General features: G+C 58.1%; 19 protein-coding genes. 12 read left to right on the top strand and 7 right to left on the bottom strand.

From position 1 onward, the window contains the following. The first annotated feature begins 277 nt into the window (after window positions 1-277). Window positions 278-667, top strand: coding sequence for a type II toxin-antitoxin system VapC family toxin (locus K6U75_15055; protein ID MCL6476362.1), 390 nt, complete (start codon window positions 278-280; stop codon window positions 665-667). A 51-nt stretch (window positions 668-718) separates the two neighbouring features. Here K6U75_15055 and K6U75_15050 read toward each other — a convergent pair whose 3' ends face one another. From K6U75_15050 to lnt, 4 genes are all read right to left on the bottom strand, one after another. Continuing rightward, a complete protein-coding gene (locus K6U75_15050) occupies window positions 719-2,782 on the bottom strand; it encodes a molybdopterin oxidoreductase family protein (protein ID MCL6476361.1) in 2,064 nt (687 codons plus the stop codon). Window positions 2,783-2,868: 86 nt separating this feature from the next. Further along, complete coding sequence (locus K6U75_15045) at window positions 2,869-3,294, bottom strand: PIN domain-containing protein (GenBank protein MCL6476360.1); 426 nt, start codon at window positions 3,292-3,294, stop codon at window positions 2,869-2,871. After that, window positions 3,291-3,518, bottom strand: coding sequence for a hypothetical protein (locus K6U75_15040; GenBank protein MCL6476359.1), 228 nt, complete (start codon window positions 3,516-3,518; stop codon window positions 3,291-3,293). The genes K6U75_15045 and K6U75_15040 overlap by 4 nt, the downstream gene beginning before the upstream one ends. A gap of 192 nt (window positions 3,519-3,710) precedes the next feature. Further along, entirely contained in the window at window positions 3,711-5,189 is a 1,479-nt protein-coding gene (gene lnt, locus K6U75_15035; GenBank protein MCL6476358.1) for an apolipoprotein N-acyltransferase, read from the bottom strand. Window positions 5,190-5,361: 172 nt separating this feature from the next. On the opposite strand from lnt, the gene K6U75_15030 reads away from it, so the two are divergent. The 8 genes from K6U75_15030 (at window position 5,362) to K6U75_14995 (ending at window position 13,677) form a co-directional block, all read left to right on the top strand. Continuing rightward, on the top strand, window positions 5,362-5,541 hold the full coding sequence (locus K6U75_15030) for a HaeII family restriction endonuclease (GenBank protein MCL6476357.1): 180 nt from the start codon (window positions 5,362-5,364) through the stop codon (window positions 5,539-5,541). Between the two features lie 67 nt (window positions 5,542-5,608). After that, a complete protein-coding gene (locus tag K6U75_15025) occupies window positions 5,609-6,229 on the top strand; it encodes a HaeII family restriction endonuclease (protein ID MCL6476356.1) in 621 nt (206 codons plus the stop codon). A 33-nt stretch (window positions 6,230-6,262) separates the two neighbouring features. Then, a complete protein-coding gene (locus K6U75_15020) occupies window positions 6,263-6,469 on the top strand; it encodes a hypothetical protein (protein ID MCL6476355.1) in 207 nt (68 codons plus the stop codon). Continuing rightward, a complete protein-coding gene (locus K6U75_15015) occupies window positions 6,402-7,931 on the top strand; it encodes a DNA adenine methylase (protein ID MCL6476354.1) in 1,530 nt (509 codons plus the stop codon). Before K6U75_15020 ends, K6U75_15015 begins: the two co-directional genes overlap by 68 nt. A gap of 45 nt (window positions 7,932-7,976) precedes the next feature. Then, window positions 7,977-8,687, top strand: a complete 711-nt coding sequence (locus K6U75_15010) for a hypothetical protein (GenBank protein MCL6476353.1) — start codon at window positions 7,977-7,979, stop codon at window positions 8,685-8,687. Between the two features lie 106 nt (window positions 8,688-8,793). Continuing rightward, window positions 8,794-9,669 (top strand): branched-chain-amino-acid transaminase, encoded by an 876-nt coding sequence (ilvE, locus tag K6U75_15005; protein ID MCL6476352.1) that lies wholly within the window; start codon window positions 8,794-8,796, stop codon window positions 9,667-9,669. Then, window positions 9,653-11,038, top strand: a complete 1,386-nt coding sequence (locus tag K6U75_15000) for a hypothetical protein (protein MCL6476351.1) — start codon at window positions 9,653-9,655, stop codon at window positions 11,036-11,038. Before ilvE ends, K6U75_15000 begins: the two co-directional genes overlap by 17 nt. A 161-nt stretch (window positions 11,039-11,199) precedes the next feature. Beyond that, window positions 11,200-13,677, top strand: a complete 2,478-nt coding sequence (locus K6U75_14995; GenBank protein ID MCL6476350.1) for an ATP-dependent Clp protease ATP-binding subunit — start codon at window positions 11,200-11,202, stop codon at window positions 13,675-13,677. Between the two features lie 59 nt (window positions 13,678-13,736). On the opposite strand, the gene K6U75_14990 is transcribed toward K6U75_14995, so the two are convergent. From K6U75_14990 to recG, 3 genes are read right to left on the bottom strand one after another with little or no spacing between them, the layout of a single operon-like run. Continuing rightward, on the bottom strand, window positions 13,737-14,264 hold the full coding sequence (locus K6U75_14990) for a hypothetical protein (GenBank protein ID MCL6476349.1): 528 nt from the start codon (window positions 14,262-14,264) through the stop codon (window positions 13,737-13,739). Next, on the bottom strand, window positions 14,261-14,782 hold the full coding sequence (coaD, locus tag K6U75_14985; protein ID MCL6476348.1) for a pantetheine-phosphate adenylyltransferase: 522 nt from the start codon (window positions 14,780-14,782) through the stop codon (window positions 14,261-14,263). The genes K6U75_14990 and coaD overlap by 4 nt, the downstream gene beginning before the upstream one ends. A gap of 1 nt (window position 14,783) precedes the next feature. After that, entirely contained in the window at window positions 14,784-16,922 is a 2,139-nt protein-coding gene (gene recG, locus K6U75_14980) for an ATP-dependent DNA helicase RecG (GenBank protein MCL6476347.1), read from the bottom strand. A 533-nt stretch (window positions 16,923-17,455) separates the two neighbouring features. On the opposite strand from recG, the gene K6U75_14975 reads away from it, so the two are divergent. The 3 genes from K6U75_14975 to K6U75_14965 are packed head-to-tail and all read left to right on the top strand — an operon-like array spanning window position 17,456 to window position 20,391. Beyond that, window positions 17,456-18,499, top strand: a complete 1,044-nt coding sequence (locus tag K6U75_14975) for a porin (protein ID MCL6476346.1) — start codon at window positions 17,456-17,458, stop codon at window positions 18,497-18,499. 12 nt (window positions 18,500-18,511) lie between these two features. Continuing rightward, window positions 18,512-20,029, top strand: a complete 1,518-nt coding sequence (locus K6U75_14970) for an ammonium transporter (protein MCL6476345.1) — start codon at window positions 18,512-18,514, stop codon at window positions 20,027-20,029. Window positions 20,030-20,049: 20 nt separating this feature from the next. Beyond that, entirely contained in the window at window positions 20,050-20,391 is a 342-nt protein-coding gene (locus K6U75_14965; GenBank protein MCL6476344.1) for a P-II family nitrogen regulator, read from the top strand. The last annotated feature ends 187 nt before the right edge of the window (window positions 20,392-20,578 follow it).

The raw sequence follows: 20,578 nt of genomic DNA, 5'->3' as shown, positions 1-20,578 counted from the left end.
CTAACGGGCGGGCTCATTGTATGGAAGCGACAAGACGCCAGGAAATCATTACCGAGGACGGACAACTCCACCTTGCGGGTCTCCCCTACAAGCAAGGTGAGGTAGTTGAGGTTATCATTTTACCATTGGAAACCCGTTCCGTGCAAAAGGTTCTTACCGCAGGTCAACTACGTCAGTCTGGTGTGATTGGCTTGTGGAAAGACCGTACTGATATTCGAGACAGCAGCGCGTATGCTCGCCAGCTCCGCAAACAGGCAACCCGGAGAGGAAGCGGCGGGTGATTCTACTGGATAGTGATGTCGTTATCGATCTTCTTCGTGAGTATCCCCCTGCTGTTGCATGGCTGAATACACTGGGCGAGGAGGAAGAGATTGCTTTACCTGGATTTGTAGTGATGGAATTGGTTCAGGGATGCCGTAACAAAGAGGAACAACAGCATCTGTGTCGTGCTATCATACCGTATGGAGTAGTGTGGTTAACCCCAGATGACTGCGACCGCGCATTAGAGGTCTTTCTAAAATATCGCCTGAGCCACGGTGCTGGCTTGCTGGATGTGCTTATCGCTCAGACAGCAATCGCGTTGGGCGTACCTCTGTATACGTTCAATCAAAAGCACTACCGCTTTATGAAGGGTTTACAGACCGTTCAGCCTTATACTAGGTTGTGAGACGTAAGCGCACGGAGAATGCTGCCTCGGGCAAAGTGTGCAGCAGAATAGTTATACTTTCTCCACCTCTATAAAGCAGGTATGAAATGTGGAACCCCCTCCCATATCCGCCAGGCGGTCAGAAGTCAGGGCGTTGACGTTGCGTCCGCCGGGGCTATCGCGATGCCACCACAGCGAGGGCGACCAGGTAGTGCCCGGGCGCACGTGCTCCGCGCTAACTACCGCTTTCAGCCGTACCTCTCCCCGCGCGTTGTAAACCCGCACCCAGTCGCCGTGCTGGATGCCTCGCGCCTCCGCATCCTGCGGGTGAATCCAGATTCTCGGCTCGCGCTCGCCTTTTTGCATCCGCTCCAGATTGGCGAAAGAGGTGTTCAGGAAATGGTGTGCGGCGGGCGAGAGCAGCTTCAAGGGGTAACGTTGCCGGTCTCCATCCGGCTCTTCGGCAGGTGTGTAGGCGGGCAGTGGATCGTAGCCATCCCGCCCGGCTCGCTCGGAGTACAGCTCAATCTTGCCCGAAGGGGTTCGGAAGCACATCTCGCCATGTAGATACGGTGCGAAGGGTTCGGACGGGGTGCGCAATTTGGCAAAACCGTGTTCCAGCAAATACTCGTAGGTGATGCCGCGCAGGAATGGGTGGTCGCTATCCAGCGCCTGGCGGATGATGTCCTCGGCGGTATCACGGAAGCAATCCTCCTGGTATCCCATCCGCCGCGCCAGCTCGGAAAGCACGTCCCAGTTCGGGCGGCTCTCTCCCAGCGGCGGGATGGCAGGCTGATTCAGCTGCACATACAGATGCCCGTATGAGGTGTGCAGGTCCAGGTGTTCCATCTGCGTCGTGGCAGGCAGCACGATGTCTGCCAGACGAGCTGTATCCGTCCACAGCTGCTCATGCACTACTGTGAACAGGTCTTTGCGGAGCAGTCCCTCAATCACCCGGTTACTGTTGGGCGCGACGGCGGCAGGGTTGCAGTTATACACATACAGCGCCATGATGGGTGGGTCATCCAGCGTGAGTAACGCCTCGCCGAGCTGGTTCATGTTGACGGCGCGCGGGTTACCCTGCAACAAGTCGGGGCGCTTCACGGCTTTCATGTTAAGTGGGAAGTGCGCGCTGGTGGACAACAACAGCCCACCGCCCAGCTCCTTCCACGCCCCGATGACCGCAGGCAGGCAGGTGATGGTGCGTATCATCATCCCGCCGTTGGTGTTGCGGGCGATGCCGTAGCCCAGACGAATGGCGGACGGTCGCTGCGTGGCGTAGGTGATTGCCAGCCGCTCGATGTCCTCTGAAGCGATACCCGTTATCTGCGCCACTCGGTCAGGCGGATACTTTTCGAGAACCCGGTCGCGCAGTGCCTCCCAGCCCACAGTATACTTGCGCAGGAACTCCTCGTCCTGAAGCCCTTCGCGAAAGATGACATGCATCATACCCAGAGCGAGCGCGCTGTCGGTGCCGTGTTCGAGATGCACGTGCCAGTCGGCGCATTCGGCGGTGCGGGTGCGGAAGGGGTCGATGACAATCAGCGTTGCCCCGCGCTTTTGGGCGTCGCGCAGGATAGCCATCATGTGCGTGCAGGTGCTGGCAGGATTCATGCCCCACACGATGATGGTGCGCGCGTAAACGAAGCTTTCGGGGTCTATCCCGCCCGACCAGCCCATCGTATAGTTGTAACCTGCCTCGGCGGCGGTGGAGCAGATGGTGCGCAGCAAGCGGGTGCAACCCATGCGATTCCACAGCCTGCCGTCGCACGCGGACATATTCACGATGCCCATTGTGCCCGCGTAGGAGTAGGGCAGGATGGCTTCGGCTCCGTAGCGCGCGATGACCTCCTGCCAGCGGGTGACAATGGTCTCCAGCGCTTCGTCCCATGAGATGCGCTCGAACCTGCCCTCTCCCTTCGCACCCACACGACGGTAGGGATACAGCACGCGGTCTGCGCTGTACACGCGCTCCTCGTATCGATTCACTTTACAGCACAGATAGCCGCGCGTGACGGGATGGTCGGGGTTACCCCGAACGCCCAGCAGGCGACCATCTTGCACCCGCGCCAGCATCGCGCAAGTGTCGGGGCAATCGTGCGGACAGACGGTTTTGATTTCCTGCACTTTGGACATGGTTTGAGTGTAGTTCGGGATGACGCCTCTCCGTTCCTGCTTCCGCCTTGGCGATAGCCTCACGGTATCGGAAGCGCTGAATCCAGTTATTCAGTAACAGGACGGACTGTACATCCGGCTAAGCATAGGTGTTGGTCGAATCCGAAAACCTCTTCAATAGCGTGGCGACGTAACAACACCAGCGACGTACAGTCAGTGAAAGAAGGTTTCACGTCCGAATACTTCAGGAAAAGCTCTTCTGCCTCGTACCACACTTCTTGATCCACATGAAGGATGTGAAGAACACGTTCTTCCTCTGCCTGCCTTACAAGGTGGATGAACTGCGAAGCTACAGAATGTCCGACATCGTAGCGAAGGCGAGTAATCACCTCGTCGAGCACAAAGTCAGAGGTTGCCACTGTTACGCGCTGCTCCAGTAGTTGGCGGTAGTGCTGGCTTCCTACCACATGATAGCGGTCAGTCCTTATAATCACGGAAAGCCAGCCACCTGCATCGACGAAAGTTACCCTCAACTTATCAGGTCCTCACGGCGAAGGTCATGATGGACAGAAGCATCTACAGGACCTTGCTCCGCTAAGCCTATCATTCGGTACAGGGGGGTAAAGTCGGAGGCTGCCCCTTCCTCTGGTGGCAGTACCCTGAACTCTACCTCCAGCACTGTGCCTTCCGGCAAGTTAATGGGTTCGTCCGGGATTATAGCTTTCCCATCAAAGCGTGCGCGCAAGACAACGCCCATCGAATAACACCTCCTCCTATCATTGTACCACTTCACGAGCCGAACCAGGTGTTACGGATCCCCAGAGAAAATATTCACACCTTCGTGCTATAGTGTCTTGGTGGTTACGAATCCTCGCTACGAAAGCACGAAGGGCACGAAGATAGTTGGGCGTCTGGGAGCAATAATGCCCACCTGAAGTATGCAAGAGAATCATCCCTCCCTGTGTACCGAGAGCCGGCCTCCCGCAATGCATAGCGCGAGAAGCACACCTACCGCAACAGGGTCGCCCAAACGGGTATACAGTGTGCGTTCGGTGCGCAGTTCTACCCCGTTGTATCTCAACATCGCTTCCGTAAACAGTGCTGCCTGCTGCAGGCATCGCCCCTGCGCGTCAAACACCGCGGAGATACCCGTCGTTGCCGAGCGCAACACCCATCGGCGCGTCTCCACCGCCCTCAGCGCACAAAACGCCAGATGCTGCGCCGCGGCAGGTGAACGGTCAAACCAGGTGTCGTTGGTCACCACGCACAGCAGTCGCGCCCCCCGACGCGCCATTTCGCAAGCGATGCGCGGCAAGGTGGACTCGAAGCATATCGGGGTGCCGATGCGCCACTGTGTTAACAGCACAAGCTCCTGACCTGCTGAGACGTCGGCACTTACCACCCCGAAATGCTCGATCCATGGCGTCCAGCGGCGGAAGGGCACATACTCGCCCCAGGGAACAAGGTGCTGTTTGCGATAGGACTGCACCTCGCCGTTCGGCAGGAAGGCGGTCACAGTATTGTAGGTGCGTTCCTCCTCGTCCACGAAGGTGCCTATCAGCACGGTAGCCCCTCGCGCGTTCGCCTGCTGGATAAGCTCTGAGAAGGGATAGGCGGTGGCATCAGGTACCAGCGACTCCGAGAACAACACGATGTCAGCTGGGTCACGGGCAAGTTTTGCCAGCGCGCGTTGCATACTCGCCTTCACCTGCTGTTGCATCTGCTCTGACCAGTGGCCGGTGGTATCCACGTTGGGTTGCACGACGAGAGCGCGGACCTGCTCGCTGGCAGGCGGTAAACTCAAACGCCACCATCCGAACAGCAACAACAGCAACGACACCTCCAGCGGAAGCAAAAGCGGTCGCCACTTGCGTCGGGCAAGTGCCTCAGCAATCGCGGCATTCACCAGCATCATCCATGCGCTCAGCCCCCACGCGCCCAGCAACTCTGCGCTCTGTAACGGCAGCAGATAGCGGTACTGAGAGACTGCCAGCTGCCCCCACAGGAAGCCCCATCCCCCTGCGCCACGCAGCCATTCTACCGCCACCCACAGCGCAGCTGTCCACAAAACGGGAAGGGAACTGCCCCGCATCCGCGCGTTGACCAGCGCAAACGCCCAGCCGAACAGCCCCGCAAACAGCGTCTGCGACAGCACCAGCGCACCCCAGGCAATCAGCCCCAGCCAGAAGCTGCCCGTCCACCGCGCCACGAACTGTTGCATCCACCACAGCAACACCCCGTAGAAACACGCGCCCCAAACCAGCCCGATGAGACACCCAAGCCGCGGGCGCGAGGCGGAACGCACGGCGAGTAAGAGCGGCACCAGCCCGACCCACGCCAGCCAGCCCCAGTCTACTGTTGGGAAAGCCAGCGTGAGCAACACCGCACTGAGAACAACGCCCACAAGCCTAAAGAGCCAGACCTTCACAAGAGGGATATTTCGCAGGAGAAGAAGGAAAGCCTGCTACAGTGCGATGCTACCGTGACGAATTGACTCTGCTGCTATTTGAGGATATAATCATGTTGCCGCGTGATGCCTTGCCTGTGGGTGTGATGCCACACGTTGCCGTATCCCGTGACGCAGCACATGGGCAGCGAGTATGGAAGACACACAATCCCTGAAAAAGCGGCTCGACCAGTTTCTGAACAAACAGCGTATCGCCATGTACAAGCCGATACAGGTTGCTGAAATCCTCTATCGGGTGCGTCTCGGTTTGGACGGCATGAGCCTTGATCAGATAGATAATGTGGAGGTTTACCGAAACCCTTCCAAGCACTAGCGAGACGTAGTGAGCAAAATGCTTATTCGGACAGGTCAGCACCTTATCGCAAAAGTTTCAGGATAACCTGTTTGAGGAAAATGCTGTGCCTCCTTCGCTACTGAAGCAGCTGGTCGAGGTAAACAATCAGTTCGGCGGTGTCGTGGAAAGATACATTTATCAGCGCTTTGCCCTTCGCCAGAAAGCCATAAGACCGGTTTACCACTACGTGAAGATGGTCAGGGAAGCAGGGGTAGACCAGTTTGACCTGACTCAGTTCTTGTCGTTGTTTCGCGCAGAATCGGGCTTAAGGCGCAGTATCGATAAGGCGTATGAGCTGGTGGTGTATGCACTATTCAGTGCGTTACTACAGGAATTGCGCGTCAAGGTACAGGTATCTGTGGAGCCAGCACAATCAAGGCTTTTGGAAGAGTTTGGTGACTTTACAAGAGTGGTAATGGGCATCGACTCACAGAGGCCCCTGCGCGAGTTCCAGGCGGGCATCTATCGCGCTGGAGTAACCAATGCTGCCGATAGGGGTTTAGACCTCTGGGCGAATTTCGGACCTGCTGTGCAGGTTAAGCATGTTTCTCTATCGGAAGAAATCGCCGAGGGTGTTGCACATGAGGTCCGGGCGGATGAGATAGTTATCGTCTGCAAAGATGCGGAGGAAGAGATTATCCGGCATGTTTGTGAACAGCTGGGGTAGCGTCTCAGGGGCATTATCAAGGAGAGCGACCTTGTGTCATGGTATCAACGGGCCCTGAGCCCCGCATGGCGGGATAGTTTGGGAAAAGCGTTAATAGACAGCCTGCACAGGGAACTGCAGCTGGAGTTTCCTTTTAGTGAAACTTTTGAGCCATTTTACAAGGAGCGCGGGTATGACCGAATTCCCAAGCCTGATGAGCCCTGTGCTTTCTGGGAAGCCGACCAATGGGCAGAAGCATAATATGTGTGAAGAGCGTTTTGTGCCTACCCTAACGATAGAGCAGGCGATTAGCAAACTTGCGCAGGACGAAACAGGAAAAAGGCAGTACTATCGGCCAGTTTACTCTATCCACAAATGGTGGGCGAGAAGGCCGGGAAGCCTCTTTCGCGCAATACTGTTATTAGCTGCCTTTCCCGAGCGCCGCGAGGAATTGCTACGCATCGATAAGAACGGCAGTATTTGCCCAGAGTCATTCTACTTTGCCGACCACGATTTAAGTAATGTGACGATACTGGACCCATTCATGGGTGGAGGAACCACTCTGGTCGAAGCCAACCGCATGGGGGCAAAGGTTATCGGATGCGACATCAATCCAGTCGCCTACTGGATTGTACGCGAAAGTCTGAAACCCGTCGATATTTCCAAGCTGCGCCATTACTTTCGAGAATTGGAACAGTCCGCTGGTGCGCGTATCAAAGCGCTGTACCGCACCCGCTGTGCCCACTGTAAAGAGCCAGCCGAAACGCTGTATGCCTTCTGGATTAGGTCAATCCCGTGCAAACATTGTGGACACGAGGTATTTCTGCACAAACGCAGTCTGTTGAACGAGGGCAGTAGTCGGAATCGTCCGCTTTCTCCCAGTAATCCAGCTATGGTTTTTTGTCCGTGCTGTACGAGACTTTTTGAATGGGGCGGCACGCAGCCTGCTGTCTGCCCAGACTGTGGTCATCGATTCAATCCCTATCAAGGTTATTACAATGGTGGGTTTTATCACTGCCCGCACTGCGGGAACGCGAACTCTTCCCTGCTGGCTACCATTAGAGGGGGGGCTTCGCTTGCCGAGCATCTGATAGCCATCGACTACTGGTGTCCCCGCTGTCGAACGCGATTATACAAAACCCCAGACGAAGAGGACCGACGGCTTATCGCACATTGTGAGGACGAGTTTCGTGCGAGGCGCGATTCCTTCGTCCTGCCCTACCAGAGGATACCCTCTGGAGCGTCGTCCCACCGCTGGAGACAACATGGTTACCGCTACTATCGCGAGTTGTTCAACCACCGCCAGATCATTGCGCTCAACTATCTTATCGCGGGAATCCGTTCCATAGAGGAGGCAGAGTATCGAAACTCTTTCTTTACGATATTGTCCAACATGCTTGAATACAACAACATGATGACACCTTACAATTATCCGCACCGAAAGCTGCACCACCTGTTCAATTATCATGCAATGCCGTTAACGACCACCCCCGTCGAGAACGCTGTTTGGGGGGCATTTGAGGAGGGCGCGGGAACTTTTGTCAACTGCTACAAACGCTACGAAAACGCTAAGCTATACTGCATCAAGCCCTTTGAGAAATTCAAGAGCTCCGACGGACAAGTAGTTACGCTAATGTCTCGAAGCGAAAGCATACATGCCCAATTCGTCGGTTCATATCAGGAACTGCTGCAGACCGAAAGAGGAGCACTTCTATTTTGCTAGGACTCCTCGCACCTGCCAGAGATACCAGACGGCTCGGTGGACTTTGTGATTACTGACCCACCTTATTACGACAATGTTCATTACTCGGAACTATCCAACTTCTTCTACGTTTGGTTATCTCAGCTGGTGGACGATGTACACTTTGAACACGAGCTGGTACCCACCGAGCGGGAAGCGATCGTCAACAAAGGAATGGGCAAGAACCACGAGGACTACCGTACACTGCTTACCCAGGTGTTCAGGGAGTGCCATCGAGTGCTCAAGGATGCAGGAAGGCTCATCTTTACGTTCCACCATAGCAAGCGACAGGCATGGTGGACCGTGTTCGAAGCATTAACTTCGGCAGGTTTTCGTATCGTGGACTACTTCCCTGTACAAAGCGAGTATCGGGTCAACCCCCACATCCGCAACAAGCAGGCTATCGATATGGACCTTGTGCTCGTCTCCCAAAAACGCTCACTGCCGTATACCGTACTGTCCCCTTCGCCATCCGAAGCCCTGGAGAGAGCTGTTCAGATAGCTGGCTCCTACCGAAATGGAACCAAGACCCTGTTATTCCTGCACTTTGTGGGTGAACTTTTGCGTTCCGCAAGTTGCATCCCGGAGGATTTGCCGCCCTCTTATGAGTGGTTTGAAGCCGCTTTAGACCTTTTCGAGACGCTGGCAAACAGTGTGCCTGCGGAATCTCATGAGTCCAATATGACGTCAGTACAGCTGGCACTCTTTGACGACAAAGCGTCGTACGGTGACTCATAGCGGTAGAGAATAGTGGGCAACTCCTTTTGCCTTCAGCGTTCAACACAAGAGTTGACGCCTCCCCTGTACCTGCGCTATACTGAAACCGTTACAGGAGGGAAAGGGAATGCGACGCTTTGTGAACTTGAACGGACAGATGGTCTCACCAGCAGAGGCAAAGATCGACCTGTATGACCATGGCTTTCTATATGGAGATGGTGTCTTCGAGGGCATCCGTGTTTACAACGGACGCATTTTCAAACTGCAGGAGCATGTGGACCGCCTGTATCACAGCGCACGTGCGCTGATGATTGGTATCCCCATCCGCAAAGAGGAGATGACCGAGCGCATTAAATCCGTCGTGCGCGAGAACGCCGAGACCAACTGTTACATCCGGGTGACCGTCTCGCGCGGGGTGGGGCTGGGCTTGGACCCCAAGCACATCCGTCTGGAGCCAACCATCGCCATCTCCACCGCCGACCTCGCCCTGTACCCACGCGAGATGTACGAGAACGGCTTGCACGTGGTGACCGTATCGACCCGCATTCCGCCCGCGCAGTGTCTGGACCCGCGCATCAAGTCGCTGGGGCGATATATCAACAATATCCTCGCGAAGATGGAGGCGAACCGCGTGGGTGCGGGCGAGGGTTTGATGCTGAATATCGAGGGCTATGTGGCAGAGGCAACCGGCGATAACCTCTTCATCGTCAAAAACGGCGTGCTACACACGCCGCCGCCCTCCGCGGGCATCCTCGCGGGCATCACGCGCGCTACGGTCATGATGCTGGCGGAGCAGATAGGCATCCCTGTGCGCGAGACGATGATGACCCTGTATGATGTTTATACTGCAGATGAGGCGTTCCTCACCGGCACTGCCGCTGAGGTCATACCGATGGTGACGCTGGACGAACGCCCCATCGGCACGGGCAAGCCGGGAGACATCACGAATCGCATCATTGCCGCGTTTCGGGAACACACACAGAGCAGTGGCACGCCTGTCTGAGCAACGGTGCGAGGTTTGTGGGCGTTTTGCCGTGCAGTGGCGGGTGCATGCCGACGGTCCTCCCCGACTGTTGTGTACAGAATGCACCCGCCGATACCTGGCGCGGCTCGCCCCTGAAAAGGCTCCAGCATATTTCGCGCTGCTTCAACCAGCCGCCGTTCATCAGCAGGGATCGCCAATGACCGCCTGTCCGCGCTGTGCTACCGAAACCACCCTGCTTTCTGCACAGGGAGTAGCGGGCTGCGCCGATTGCTACCGTTACCTTTCGCACGCGGTGGAACAATGGCTCCAGCAGTGGTCACTGCCGCTGCGCCACGAAGGCGAGCCTCTGCCGGAAACCGCTCATCACCTGACCGCGCCCCCCGCGTCCATCAAGCCGGATGCTTTCTGGCTGCACTCACTGCAGCCGCTGCAGGTAATCATCAGCAGCCGTACCCGATACGCTCGCAACTTCGTGTGGGCGCGCTTTCCCTGGTGCGCCGATAGCGCGGAGCTGGAGCAGGTACGCACTCGTGTGGAGCGAGCGGCACGCCTCAGCTCATGGCGTTTCGCCATATCGCCCACGCACCGCATGAAGCCCTCCGAAAGACAACGGTGGATAGACCTGCGCCTTGCCAGCCCTCCGCTGCGCGACAATACCCTGTATGGCTCGCTGATTGTGGATGAAGCGTGTGCGGTGAGTGTACTGGTCAATGAAGAAGACCACCTGCGGGTGCAGGCTATCCTGCCCGGCCTGCAGATACGTGAGAGCATCGCCCTGGCCCGCGCTGCTCTGGAGGCACTGGCACTGCAAGACGAGCTGGCTTTCTCCGACAATTACGGATGGTTGACCACCTCCGCCCTCAACATCGGCTGGGGGTTGCGCGTCTCGGTCATGATGTACACGCCTGCCATCGAGCGAATGGGTCAGTTGCAAACGGTTTGGCAAGCTGCTGCGGAACTGGGCGGCACTATTCGCGGTCTGTATGGTGAGGGAACTCCTGCCAGTGCGTTGTTTCAGGTGTCCAACACACACAGCATCGGCATTGACGAGGCAACCGTGGCTGCGCAGGTGGCAGGCACCGCACAGTTTATTGCTCAGGCAGAGCAGCGTGCGCGGGAGCAACTGTTGTTAACTCAAGCGCGACAGTTGCACGAAGAGGTAGAACAGGTGTATCATAATCTTGGAAGGGAACGCACCTTGAGAGCTGCAGATGCCTTGCAGATGCTGTCGGTGGTCAGCCTTGCCGCAATGGCAGGGTGGGGACACCTGACCCCTGAGGTCTGGAAAGAGATGCTGATGGCGGTGCGCTGGGAGGCACCATACGACGACGCCGAATGGCGCGCCATCCGAATGCGAACACTGGTGCGGCAAGTGCGCAACGGATAGTTCACCCTTCGCTCATGCGCTTGCATCTGCAGGGTCAAAACGGGTAACCTAATAGGCGGAAGAACCTTTTGGTGGAGTAAGGTCGGCTTTGCAGGCGCTGTCGAAGGGAGATACCATCCGCAAGCACCGCCGCTGCCGATCAAGGAGGTCTTATGTCAGCAATGTGGCAGCGATTCACTGAGCGTGCTCGCCGCGTTATCTTCTACGCCCAGGAAGAGGCGGGACGTCTGGGTGAAAACTATGTCAGCACCGAGCACCTGCTGCTGGGGCTGGTTCGCGAACCCGATAGCGTTGCCGCACGTATCTTGGAGCGTATGGGCGTCAGCCTCAGTCGTGTGCGCAGTGAGATCGAGCGACAGGTCTCACGGGGAGAGGGAAGGCTCGGGCAGGAAACACAGCTGACCCCCCGCGCCAAGCGCGTGATTGATCTCGCCTATGACGAGGCACGCCAGCTCAACAACAACTATATCGGCACCGAACACCTGCTGCTGGGCTTAATCCGTGAAGGGGAGGGACTGGCAGGCAGGGTGCTGGCACGGCTGGGAGTAGACCTGGAACGCGCCCGTCGTGAGGTGATGGCGTTGCAATCCAGCGATAGCGGTGCACCCGCGCCACGCCAGCGTTCACGCACCCCCACGCTGGACGAGTTCGGTAGAGACCTCACCGAGCTGGCGCGTCAGGACAAACTAGACCCCGTCATCGGCCGCCATAACGAGATCGAGCGCGTCATCCAGATACTCTCCCGCCGCACGAAGAACAATCCTGTGCTAATTGGTGAACCCGGCGTAGGCAAGACCGCTATTGCCGAGGGTCTGGCACAACGCATCGTCACCGGGGATATTCCGGAGGTATTGAAAGACCGGCGCATCGTGGCACTGGATCTGGCTGGGCTGGTTGCCGGCACCAAGTACCGTGGCGAGTTTGAAGAGCGCATGAAGCGTGTACTGGAAGAGGTGCGCAAGGCACAGGGCGAGGTCATCCTGTTCATCGACGAACTGCACACGGTGGTGGGTGCGGGCGCGGCGGAGGGTGCAATTGACGCCTCCAATATCATGAAGCCTGCGCTGGCGCGCGGTGAGCTGCAGTGTATCGGCGCAACCACGCTGGACGAATACCGCAAATACATCGAGCGCGACGCCGCGCTGGAACGACGCTTCCAGCCGGTGCAGGTACGCGAGCCAAGCGTAGAAGAGGCTATCGAAATCCTGCGCGGGTTGCGGGAGCGCTATGAAACACACCATCGCGTCAAGATTGAAGATGACGCCATTATCGCAGCGGTGCGCCTCGCAGACCGCTACATCACTGACCGCTACCTCCCCGACAAGGCGATTGACCTGATAGATGAAGCCGCATCGCGAGTGCGCCTGCAGTACTCCCTGCCGCCGCGCGAACTGCGACAGGTCAAGCAACAGCTTGCCCAGATAGAGAAAGAACTGGAGATGGCGCACAAATCTGGCGACTATTCGCGCGTGCAGGATCTGCGCTCGCAGCGCACGGTTCTCCAGAACCGCGCCGCCGACCTGGAGCAGGAATGGAACCTGAAGCGCCAGGAGATGCGCACCGTGGTCACCGAAGACGAAGTGGCGCACATCGTGCAGTCGTGGACGGGCATTCCTGTCTCGCGCTTGATGGAAGCGGAGACGGTGAAGCTGCTGAAGATGGAAGAGGAGCTGCACAAGCGAATCATCGGTCAGCACGAGGCGGTGGTGGCAGTCAGCAAGGCGATACGGCGTGCCCGTTCCGGGCTGAAAGACCCCAAGCGACCGATAGGAACCTTCATCTTCCTCGGTCCCACCGGCGTTGGCAAGACCGAACTGGCGCGTGCGCTGGCGGCTTTCCTGTTTGACAACGAGAACAACCTCATCCGCCTCGACATGTCCGAGTACATGGAGCGGTTTGCGGTATCGCGACTGGTGGGTGCGCCTCCGGGCTACGTGGGCTATGAAGAGGGTGGTCAGCTCACCGAAGCGGTGCGCAGGCAACCCTACTCGGTGGTGCTGCTGGACGAGATAGAAAAAGCGCACCCCGAAGTGTTCAACATCCTGCTGCAGATTTTCGAGGACGGTCGCCTGACCGACTCGCAGGGCAGGGTGGTGGACTTTAAGAACACGGTTATCATCATGACCTCCAACCTCGGCGCGCGCTCCATTCAGGGCGAACCCAGTATGGGCTTCCTGAGCGCAAGCAAGCCCAAGGAGGAGACCGAGCGCGAATACGAGAGCATGAAGGGGCGCATCATGGAGGAGCTGAAGCGCACCTTCCGCCCCGAGTTCCTCAACCGCATCGACGAGATTGTGGTGTTCCACGCGCTGACCTTTGCCGAAATCCTGCAGATTGTGGACCTGATGGTGGGGCGCGTGGCACAGCAGGCGCGTGCGCAGGGCATCGAGCTGGAGGTCACCCAGGAAGTACGCGAGATGCTGGCGCGCGAGGGCTTCGACCCGCAGTTCGGTGCGCGCCCGCTGCGTCGTGCAGTGCAAAGACTGATTGAGGACCCGCTGGCGGAGGAAATCCTGCTGGGACGCTTCAGCGAGGGAGATACGGTGCTCGCCTCGCTGGACGAAGACGGCAGGCTGGTGTTCCTGAAGAAGGAAACCTCCGAGGCGGAGAACCCGCCAGAGCCTGCAGGAGTAGGCTAAGCGAAAAGCGAACATCCCGCCGGAAAACCGGCGGGATGTTCCGTTTGTAAGACCTCAGTCTACCCTCGCCCCGCTCCCGCCGGTACGCGCTCTTCCTGCAGGGATTCCTCGAGCGTTTCCTTGCCACGCTGGATGGTTCCTATCGCCTTTGCCAGCACCGCTTCGAGGTTGTTAAGCACATCGCGAGCATATTCATCCGCCCCACGCCGAATCTGACGCGCATCCTCCCTCGCGCTGGCAACGATATGTTGAGCCTGCTCTTTTGCCATCAACACAATCTCGCTCTGGTCTACCATGCGCTGTGCCTGCAGGCGTGCTTCCTCCAGAATGCGTGCCGCCTCCGCTTTACTCTCCTCGATAATGTGGTTTGCCTCCTCACGAGCGGTTTCCAGAATGCGGTCTCGCTCGCGCGTGACATTGCTGGCACGTTTCACATCCTCTGGCAACGAAGCGCGGATGCGGTTGACCAGCACAAAAAACTCATCGTGGTCCAGCCCAACCGTGAGCTTGAGCAGGGCAATGTACTTCGTGTTCTCTACCAGCTCCTCCAGCTGTTTCAGAAGTTGCAGGATCTCTATTGGTATCACCCCCCGTGATTGGCTTCCCGATTTGGCAATGTTCTCCCCAGTTTTCGATAGAGATACGGCTCGACCGCTTTGGGAACCAGTCCCTGTACGCTACCTCCCAGCCGGGCAATCTCCTTGACCACGCTGGAAGATAGAAAAACGTACTCGGAATTGGTCATCATGAAAATGGTTTCTATCTGTGGACACAGGCGCCGGTTGGTCAGCGCCATCTGCAGTTCGTAGTCGAAATCGCTGACTGCGCGCAGCCCCTTCACAATTACCTGCGCTCCACGCTTCATGGCGAAATCGACCAGCAACCCTTCGAAGCTCTCCACCTGCACGTTAGGCAAAGAGGCGCAAACTTCCTGCAAGATAGCCATGCGTTCTTCAACGGTAAACAACGGTTGTTTGGAAGGGTTGGGCGCCACCGCAACAATCAACTTCTCGAACAGGCGCGACGCCCGTACGATGATATCGTAATGCCCGCTGGTGACGGGGTCGAACGAACCAGGGTATACCGCTATTCTAAATGGTGCCATTTCAGCTCACCGTTGCCAGCACCGCCCTCGGCATGTTGCGCTGCATCGCGCTCTGCAGCAGACGGTGTTGGGGTTGTTGGAGTTCCGGATCGGCGCGCACCGTGTTGAAGGCTTCCTGTCGGGCTAGCTCCAGCAGTTCCGCATCGCGCAGGATGTCCGCCACGCGCAGGGAGGGCACGCCACTCTGCCTGGTGCCGTAAATCTCACCGGGGCCGCGCAGGCGCAGGTCTTCCTCTGCAATCACAAAACCATCATTGGTGCGCACCAGCACGTCCAGACGCCGATTGGCATCCTCGCCGTTCGAATCGCTGATAAGGATACAGTAGGACTGATGTGCCCCCCGACCCACGCGCCCACGCAGCTGGTGCAATTGCGCCAGACCGAATCGCTCTGCATCCTCAATCACCATCACCGAGGCGTTGGGCACATCCACGCCCACCTCGATGACCGTGGTGGAAACGAGGATGTCTATCTCGCCCGCGCGGAACCGCTCCATGATTTCTTCTTTCTCCATCGGCTTCATCTGTCCATGCAGCAAGCCCACGCGCAGTTCTGGGAACACCTCCTCCTGCAAGTGCTTTGCCAGATCCTCTGCCGCCTTTACCTGCAGCTTCTCGGACTCGGTTATCAGTGGGCAGACGACGTAAGCCTGCTGTCCCTGCTGAATCAGCTTGCGCACCGCCTCATACACCTGTGCACGCTGGTGGGCACGTTTGCGGTGTGTTTTCACCGGCCTGCGCCCGGGCGGCAGTTCGTCGATGATAGAGAGGTCGAGGTCGCCGTACAGGGTCATGGTCAGCGTGCGAGGGATGGGCGTGGCGGTCATGACCAGCACGTCAGGGTTCTCACCCTTTTCGCGCAGGGCGGCGCGTTGCAGCACCCCAAAGCGGTGTTGCTCGTCGATAATCACCAGCCCCAGCTTGCGAAACTCGACGCCCTCCTGAATCAGCGCATGTGTGCCCACTGCCACCTGCGTGATGCCTGTGGCGATGCGCTCGCGCACCGACTTTTTGCCGCGCTGGGTGAGACTGCCCACCGCCAGGTCCACAATGATGCCCAGTTTGCGGAACAGGCGCGAAAGCACAATGAAATGCTGTTCCGCGAGGATTTCGGTTGGAACCATCACCGCCGCCTGATAGCCGTTTTCCACGCACGCCAGTATCGCCGCCGCCGCCACGATGGTTTTGCCCGAACCCACGTCCCCCTGCAACAGGCGATTCATGGGATACTCCCGCGCCATGTCGCTCCAGATTTCCTCAATCACGCGCCTCTGGGCGCTGGTAAGGTCAAAGGGTACAATCTCATGCAACTTGCGCCAGAGTACCTCTTTGTCAATGCGGAATCGGATACCGGGTGCGCCGGTGGTCTCCGCAATCTTGCGCTGGGCGATGTGCAACTGCAGCAGGTAGAACTCTTCAAAAATCAACCGTCGGCGTGCGCGCTCCAAATGTTCCATGCTCTCGGGGAAATGGGCGTTGCGCACCGCCTCTGCGAAGGGCATCAGGTTCAGCCGACGACGCAGGTCTGGGGGCAGGCAGTCTATCAGTGCCGGCTCGTAGGCCTGCAGGGCGTTGTACATGATGCGGCGCAGGCGCGACTGCGGCAACCCTTCCGTCAGCGGATACACCGGCACGATGCGGTGTGCGGCGAGTGGGTCGCTGTCCGTCAGCGGCTCCCACTCCGGGGTCTGCATCTGGTAGTGATAGGGCGCCTGTTGCACCACACCGTATGCCACGATGTCCTGACCGCGCATCTTCAGGAACTTGTCCTTCAGATAGGGCTGATTGAACCACACCAGTTCCAGAGTGCCTGTGCCGTCATCGATAATGACCTTGGTAATGGTCATCTTCGGGCGCGGGGAGACGTTATCAACGGCAACGATGCTCCCATGCACCGTAACTGCCTCACCCGGAACCACCTGCGAAAGGGTGCGAAAGTGCGTGCGGTCCTCGTAGCGCCGTGGGAGGTGCATCAGCAGGTCGAACACGGTGTAGATGTTCAGTTTGGCAAGCACCTGCGCCAGAGCCTCGCCCACCCCTTTGACGAATCGCACTTCGTCATCCAGACTTCTCTGGCGGGCAAAGGCTGGAGAGGCCGCCGCTCGCGGAGATGATGTTTTGGAGGATACTGAACCGTCCATCCTTCCCCCATCCCACCGAAGATTGCGCCCTGCAGGGATAGATTGTAAACGTTCGGGAGGCGGTTTGTCAAGGAGCCTCGAGGGTGTTCGAGAAGTGGTAGGGGTCAGGCAATTGCAATAGTCTCGCAGAGTTGGCGACACAAAGCGATATCCTCTGTCATTCTGAGCGAAGCGAAGAATCTCTTTTGAGGTGCTGAGATGCTTCGCGTGCGCTCAGCATAACAGGAAAGTGTCGCTTCAGTCGCTGGAACAAGCCGCGAGGCGATTTATCGAACACCCTCTTCTTAGCTTGACAATATTTTCCCGATATGGTATAGTAGAAACGTCATTCGCGACAAAGTGGTTCCGAGTTCGACGACAGACGAGGAAGTCGCCTCAAGGGAGGGGCGCAGTCTCTCGTTTTTTCGTTATTGCCCGCGATTGGGCAACCGCGCACTGTAGCACCCCAACGATACGCAACGCCGCGTCTGGAGAGGCTTTGCCGCTCCACGTACTTCCGTTAAAACCCAAAACACTTTTCAGGAGGTACAGACATGCGACGTTTCCTGGTGTGGTGCGCTTGTGCGCTGTGGGTAGTGGCTACAGTGCAGGCACAAGACGCGCTCAACGTGCAGACCAGTGGTCTGCTGGATGTGTACGCGGGCTACAATTTGAACAATCCGCCCGCCACGGCGCCCGGCGCGAACCAGAACACGGTGCGCGCGTTTGACCAGCGTTCTGGGGCACTGGCACTCAGCCTGCTGGAGGTCAACCTCACTCAGAAGCCAGAACCGCTCGGATTTACCGTGACCTTGACCGCAGGCAAAACCGCTGACATCGTGCACTACATGCCGGGCGAGGACAAGTTCAAGCTGTTTCAGCAGGCGTTTGTGAGTACGCAGGTTGGAAACTGGACCATCGACCTCGGCAAGTTTGTGACTGCGTTGGGGGCGGAGGTGATCGAATCCTCAGCCAACGACAACTACTCGCGCTCGCTGCCGTTCGTCTACGCCATCCCCTTCTACCATACCGGCATCCGCGCCTCCACCGGTCTCGGCGCAGGATGGAGCTTGCAGGCGATGGTGGTCAACGGCTGGGACATCACTGAGGAGAACAACGGTAAAAAGAGCTTCCATGTGGCGTTCGGCTACTCCAGCGACCAGATAACCTTCGTACAGAACGTTATCACGGGCGACGAGGCGATTGCACCGGCAAGCGGGGCACGCACGGTGCTGGACACGGTGCTGTTCTACAAGTTTGGCGCGGATAAAGTCGGTCTCAACGTCGACTTTGGCGAGGACAAGTCGGCATCTGCAAAGTGGCTCGGCTACGCGCTATACTACCGGCGCGCCCTACCCAAAGACCGCGCTGTCGCCCTGCGTTACTCCTACTTTGACGACAAGGACGGCTTCCGCACCGGAGTGGTGCAGAAGCTCAGCGAGTTCACGGTGACCTACGAGTACCCCATCGGAACATCGGTGAGCCGCTTCGAGATACGGCTTGACCGCTCGAACCAGCCGTTCTTTTTAGACAGCGGGGGCACAGCCAGCAAGAAGGAGCAAATCACCGTGGTGTACTCGCAGGTCTTGAGATTCTAAGGAGGTGCCGACATGCAAACACTTGCACGATGGTTTCTATCGAAACGACTGATGTTCGCGGGCGGGCTGTTTGCGATGCTGACGTTGACCGCCTTGCGGGCGTGGGCGCAGGAGAACCCCAGCGTGGAGCAGACCCTTGCCAACCACAAGATGCTGCTGGACACCATCTGGGTGATGGTCGCCGCCTTTTTGGTGTTCTGGATGCAGGCAGGGTTCGCGTACGTCGAAGGCGGACTCACCCGCGCCAAGAACACCAACAACATCATGATGAAGAACCTGATGGATTTCTCCATTGGTTCGGTGGCGTTCTGGGCGGTCGGTTTCGCGTTCATGTTCGGCGATGGCAACCCGTTTATCGGCTTGAGCGGATGGTTTCTCAGTGGAGCCGATAACTCGCCTGCGACAGGAGATGCCTATCAGGGCGTCTACAGCGCGCTGAACTGGACGGGCGTGCCGCTGTTCGCCAAGTTCATGTTCCAGCTGGTGTTCGCCGCGACCGCCGCGACCATCGTTTCGGGAGCGATGGCGGAGCGCACCAAGTTCAGCACCTACCTCATCTACAGCTTTGTGGTCACCGCGTTCATCTACCCTGTTGTCGGGCACTGGGTATGGGGCGGTGGCTGGCTGGCAAAGCTGGGCATGTGGGATTTCGCTGGTTCCACTGTGGTACACTCCACCGGGGGATGGCTCGCGTTGGTTGGCACCATCATGCTGGGTCCACGCATCGGTAAGTACTCGCGTGATGGCAAGCCGCAGGCTATTCCGGGGCATTCGTTGCCGATGGCAACGCTGGGGGTGTTCATTCTGTGGCTGGGCTGGTTCGGGTTCAATCCGGGCTCCACGATGGCGGCGGACGCCTCGATTGGGCAGATTGCCCTAACCACCAACCTGGCAGCAGCGATGGGCGCCATCGGCGCAGTGATAACCTCCTGGCTGTCGCTGAAAAAGCCGGACGTCAGCATGGCGTTGAATGGCGTGCTGGCGGGACTGGTCGCCATTACGGCTCCCTGCGCCTTCGTGTCGCCCCTGTCGGCAGCCATTATCGGGCTGGCGGCAGGCGTGGTGGTGGTGTTCTCGGTCATCTTACTGGATCGGGCGAAGGTGGATGACCCCGTGGGCGCGGTGTCGGTACATGGCGTGTGCGGCGCGCTGGGTACCATCGCGTTAGGGCTCTTTGCGCAGGAAGGCTACGCTCCACCCAACACGACGGGCAACGGCTTGCTGTTCGGCGGCGGGTTTCAGCTGCTTCTGGCGCAAACCATTGGCGTCGTGGCTGTCCTTGCGTGGTGCGTGGTGACGGGGCTGATTCTGTTCGGCTTGCTCAAGGTGACGGTGGGCATCCGCGTCTCGCCTGAAGAGGAGATCGAAGGGCTGGACGTGGGCGAACACGGCATCAGCGCTTATCCGGACTTCGTGCTGGCAACGCCCGGACAGTTCAGCCTGAGTGGGGCTGGGCTAACAGGCTCTGCAGCCGGCTCCCGCGTGACTGCACCCGGACTGGAGAACCCATCGCCGGAAACAAACACGTAACAGGCAGGAGGTAATCACCTATGGTCAAGGTTGAAGCCATTATCCGTCCACAGAAGCTGGACGACGTCAAAGCCGCACTGGACGAAATCGGCATTGCGGGTATCACCGTGACCGAAGTGCATGGTTCGGGCAAGCAAAAGGGCTACACCCAGACCTACCGCGGCGCGGAGTACACCATCAACCTGCTGCAGAAGGTGAAAATCGAGGTAGTCATACCCGAGAACCTTGTGGAGCAGGTGGTGGAGGTCGTTCAGGAGGCGGCCCGAACGGGCGAAATCGGTGACGGGAAAATCTTCCTCATCCCTGTTGCCGACGCTATCCGTATCCGAACCGGCGAGCGCGGCGATTCAGCGGTCAAGTAGCTTGCACCCTCCGCCCCTCTTCCCCAGTGGAAGAGGGGCGTTTTCCTCAAACTGCGCTGCATGAGCATAAGCGAGTGCTACCTCTTTGCGGGTGCATCTGGAAGCGGCTCAATCGTCGCCGACCTCGCCAAAATTGCCTACGAGAATGCCGAAGTCAAACAACGTCACCTCCTCGTCACCGTCTAGG

The organism is Bacillota bacterium (genome assembly GCA_023511455.1).
GTDB lineage: Bacteria > Armatimonadota > HRBIN16 > HRBIN16 > HRBIN16 > HRBIN16.
This window is presented reverse-complemented; position numbering and strand designations above follow the sequence as displayed.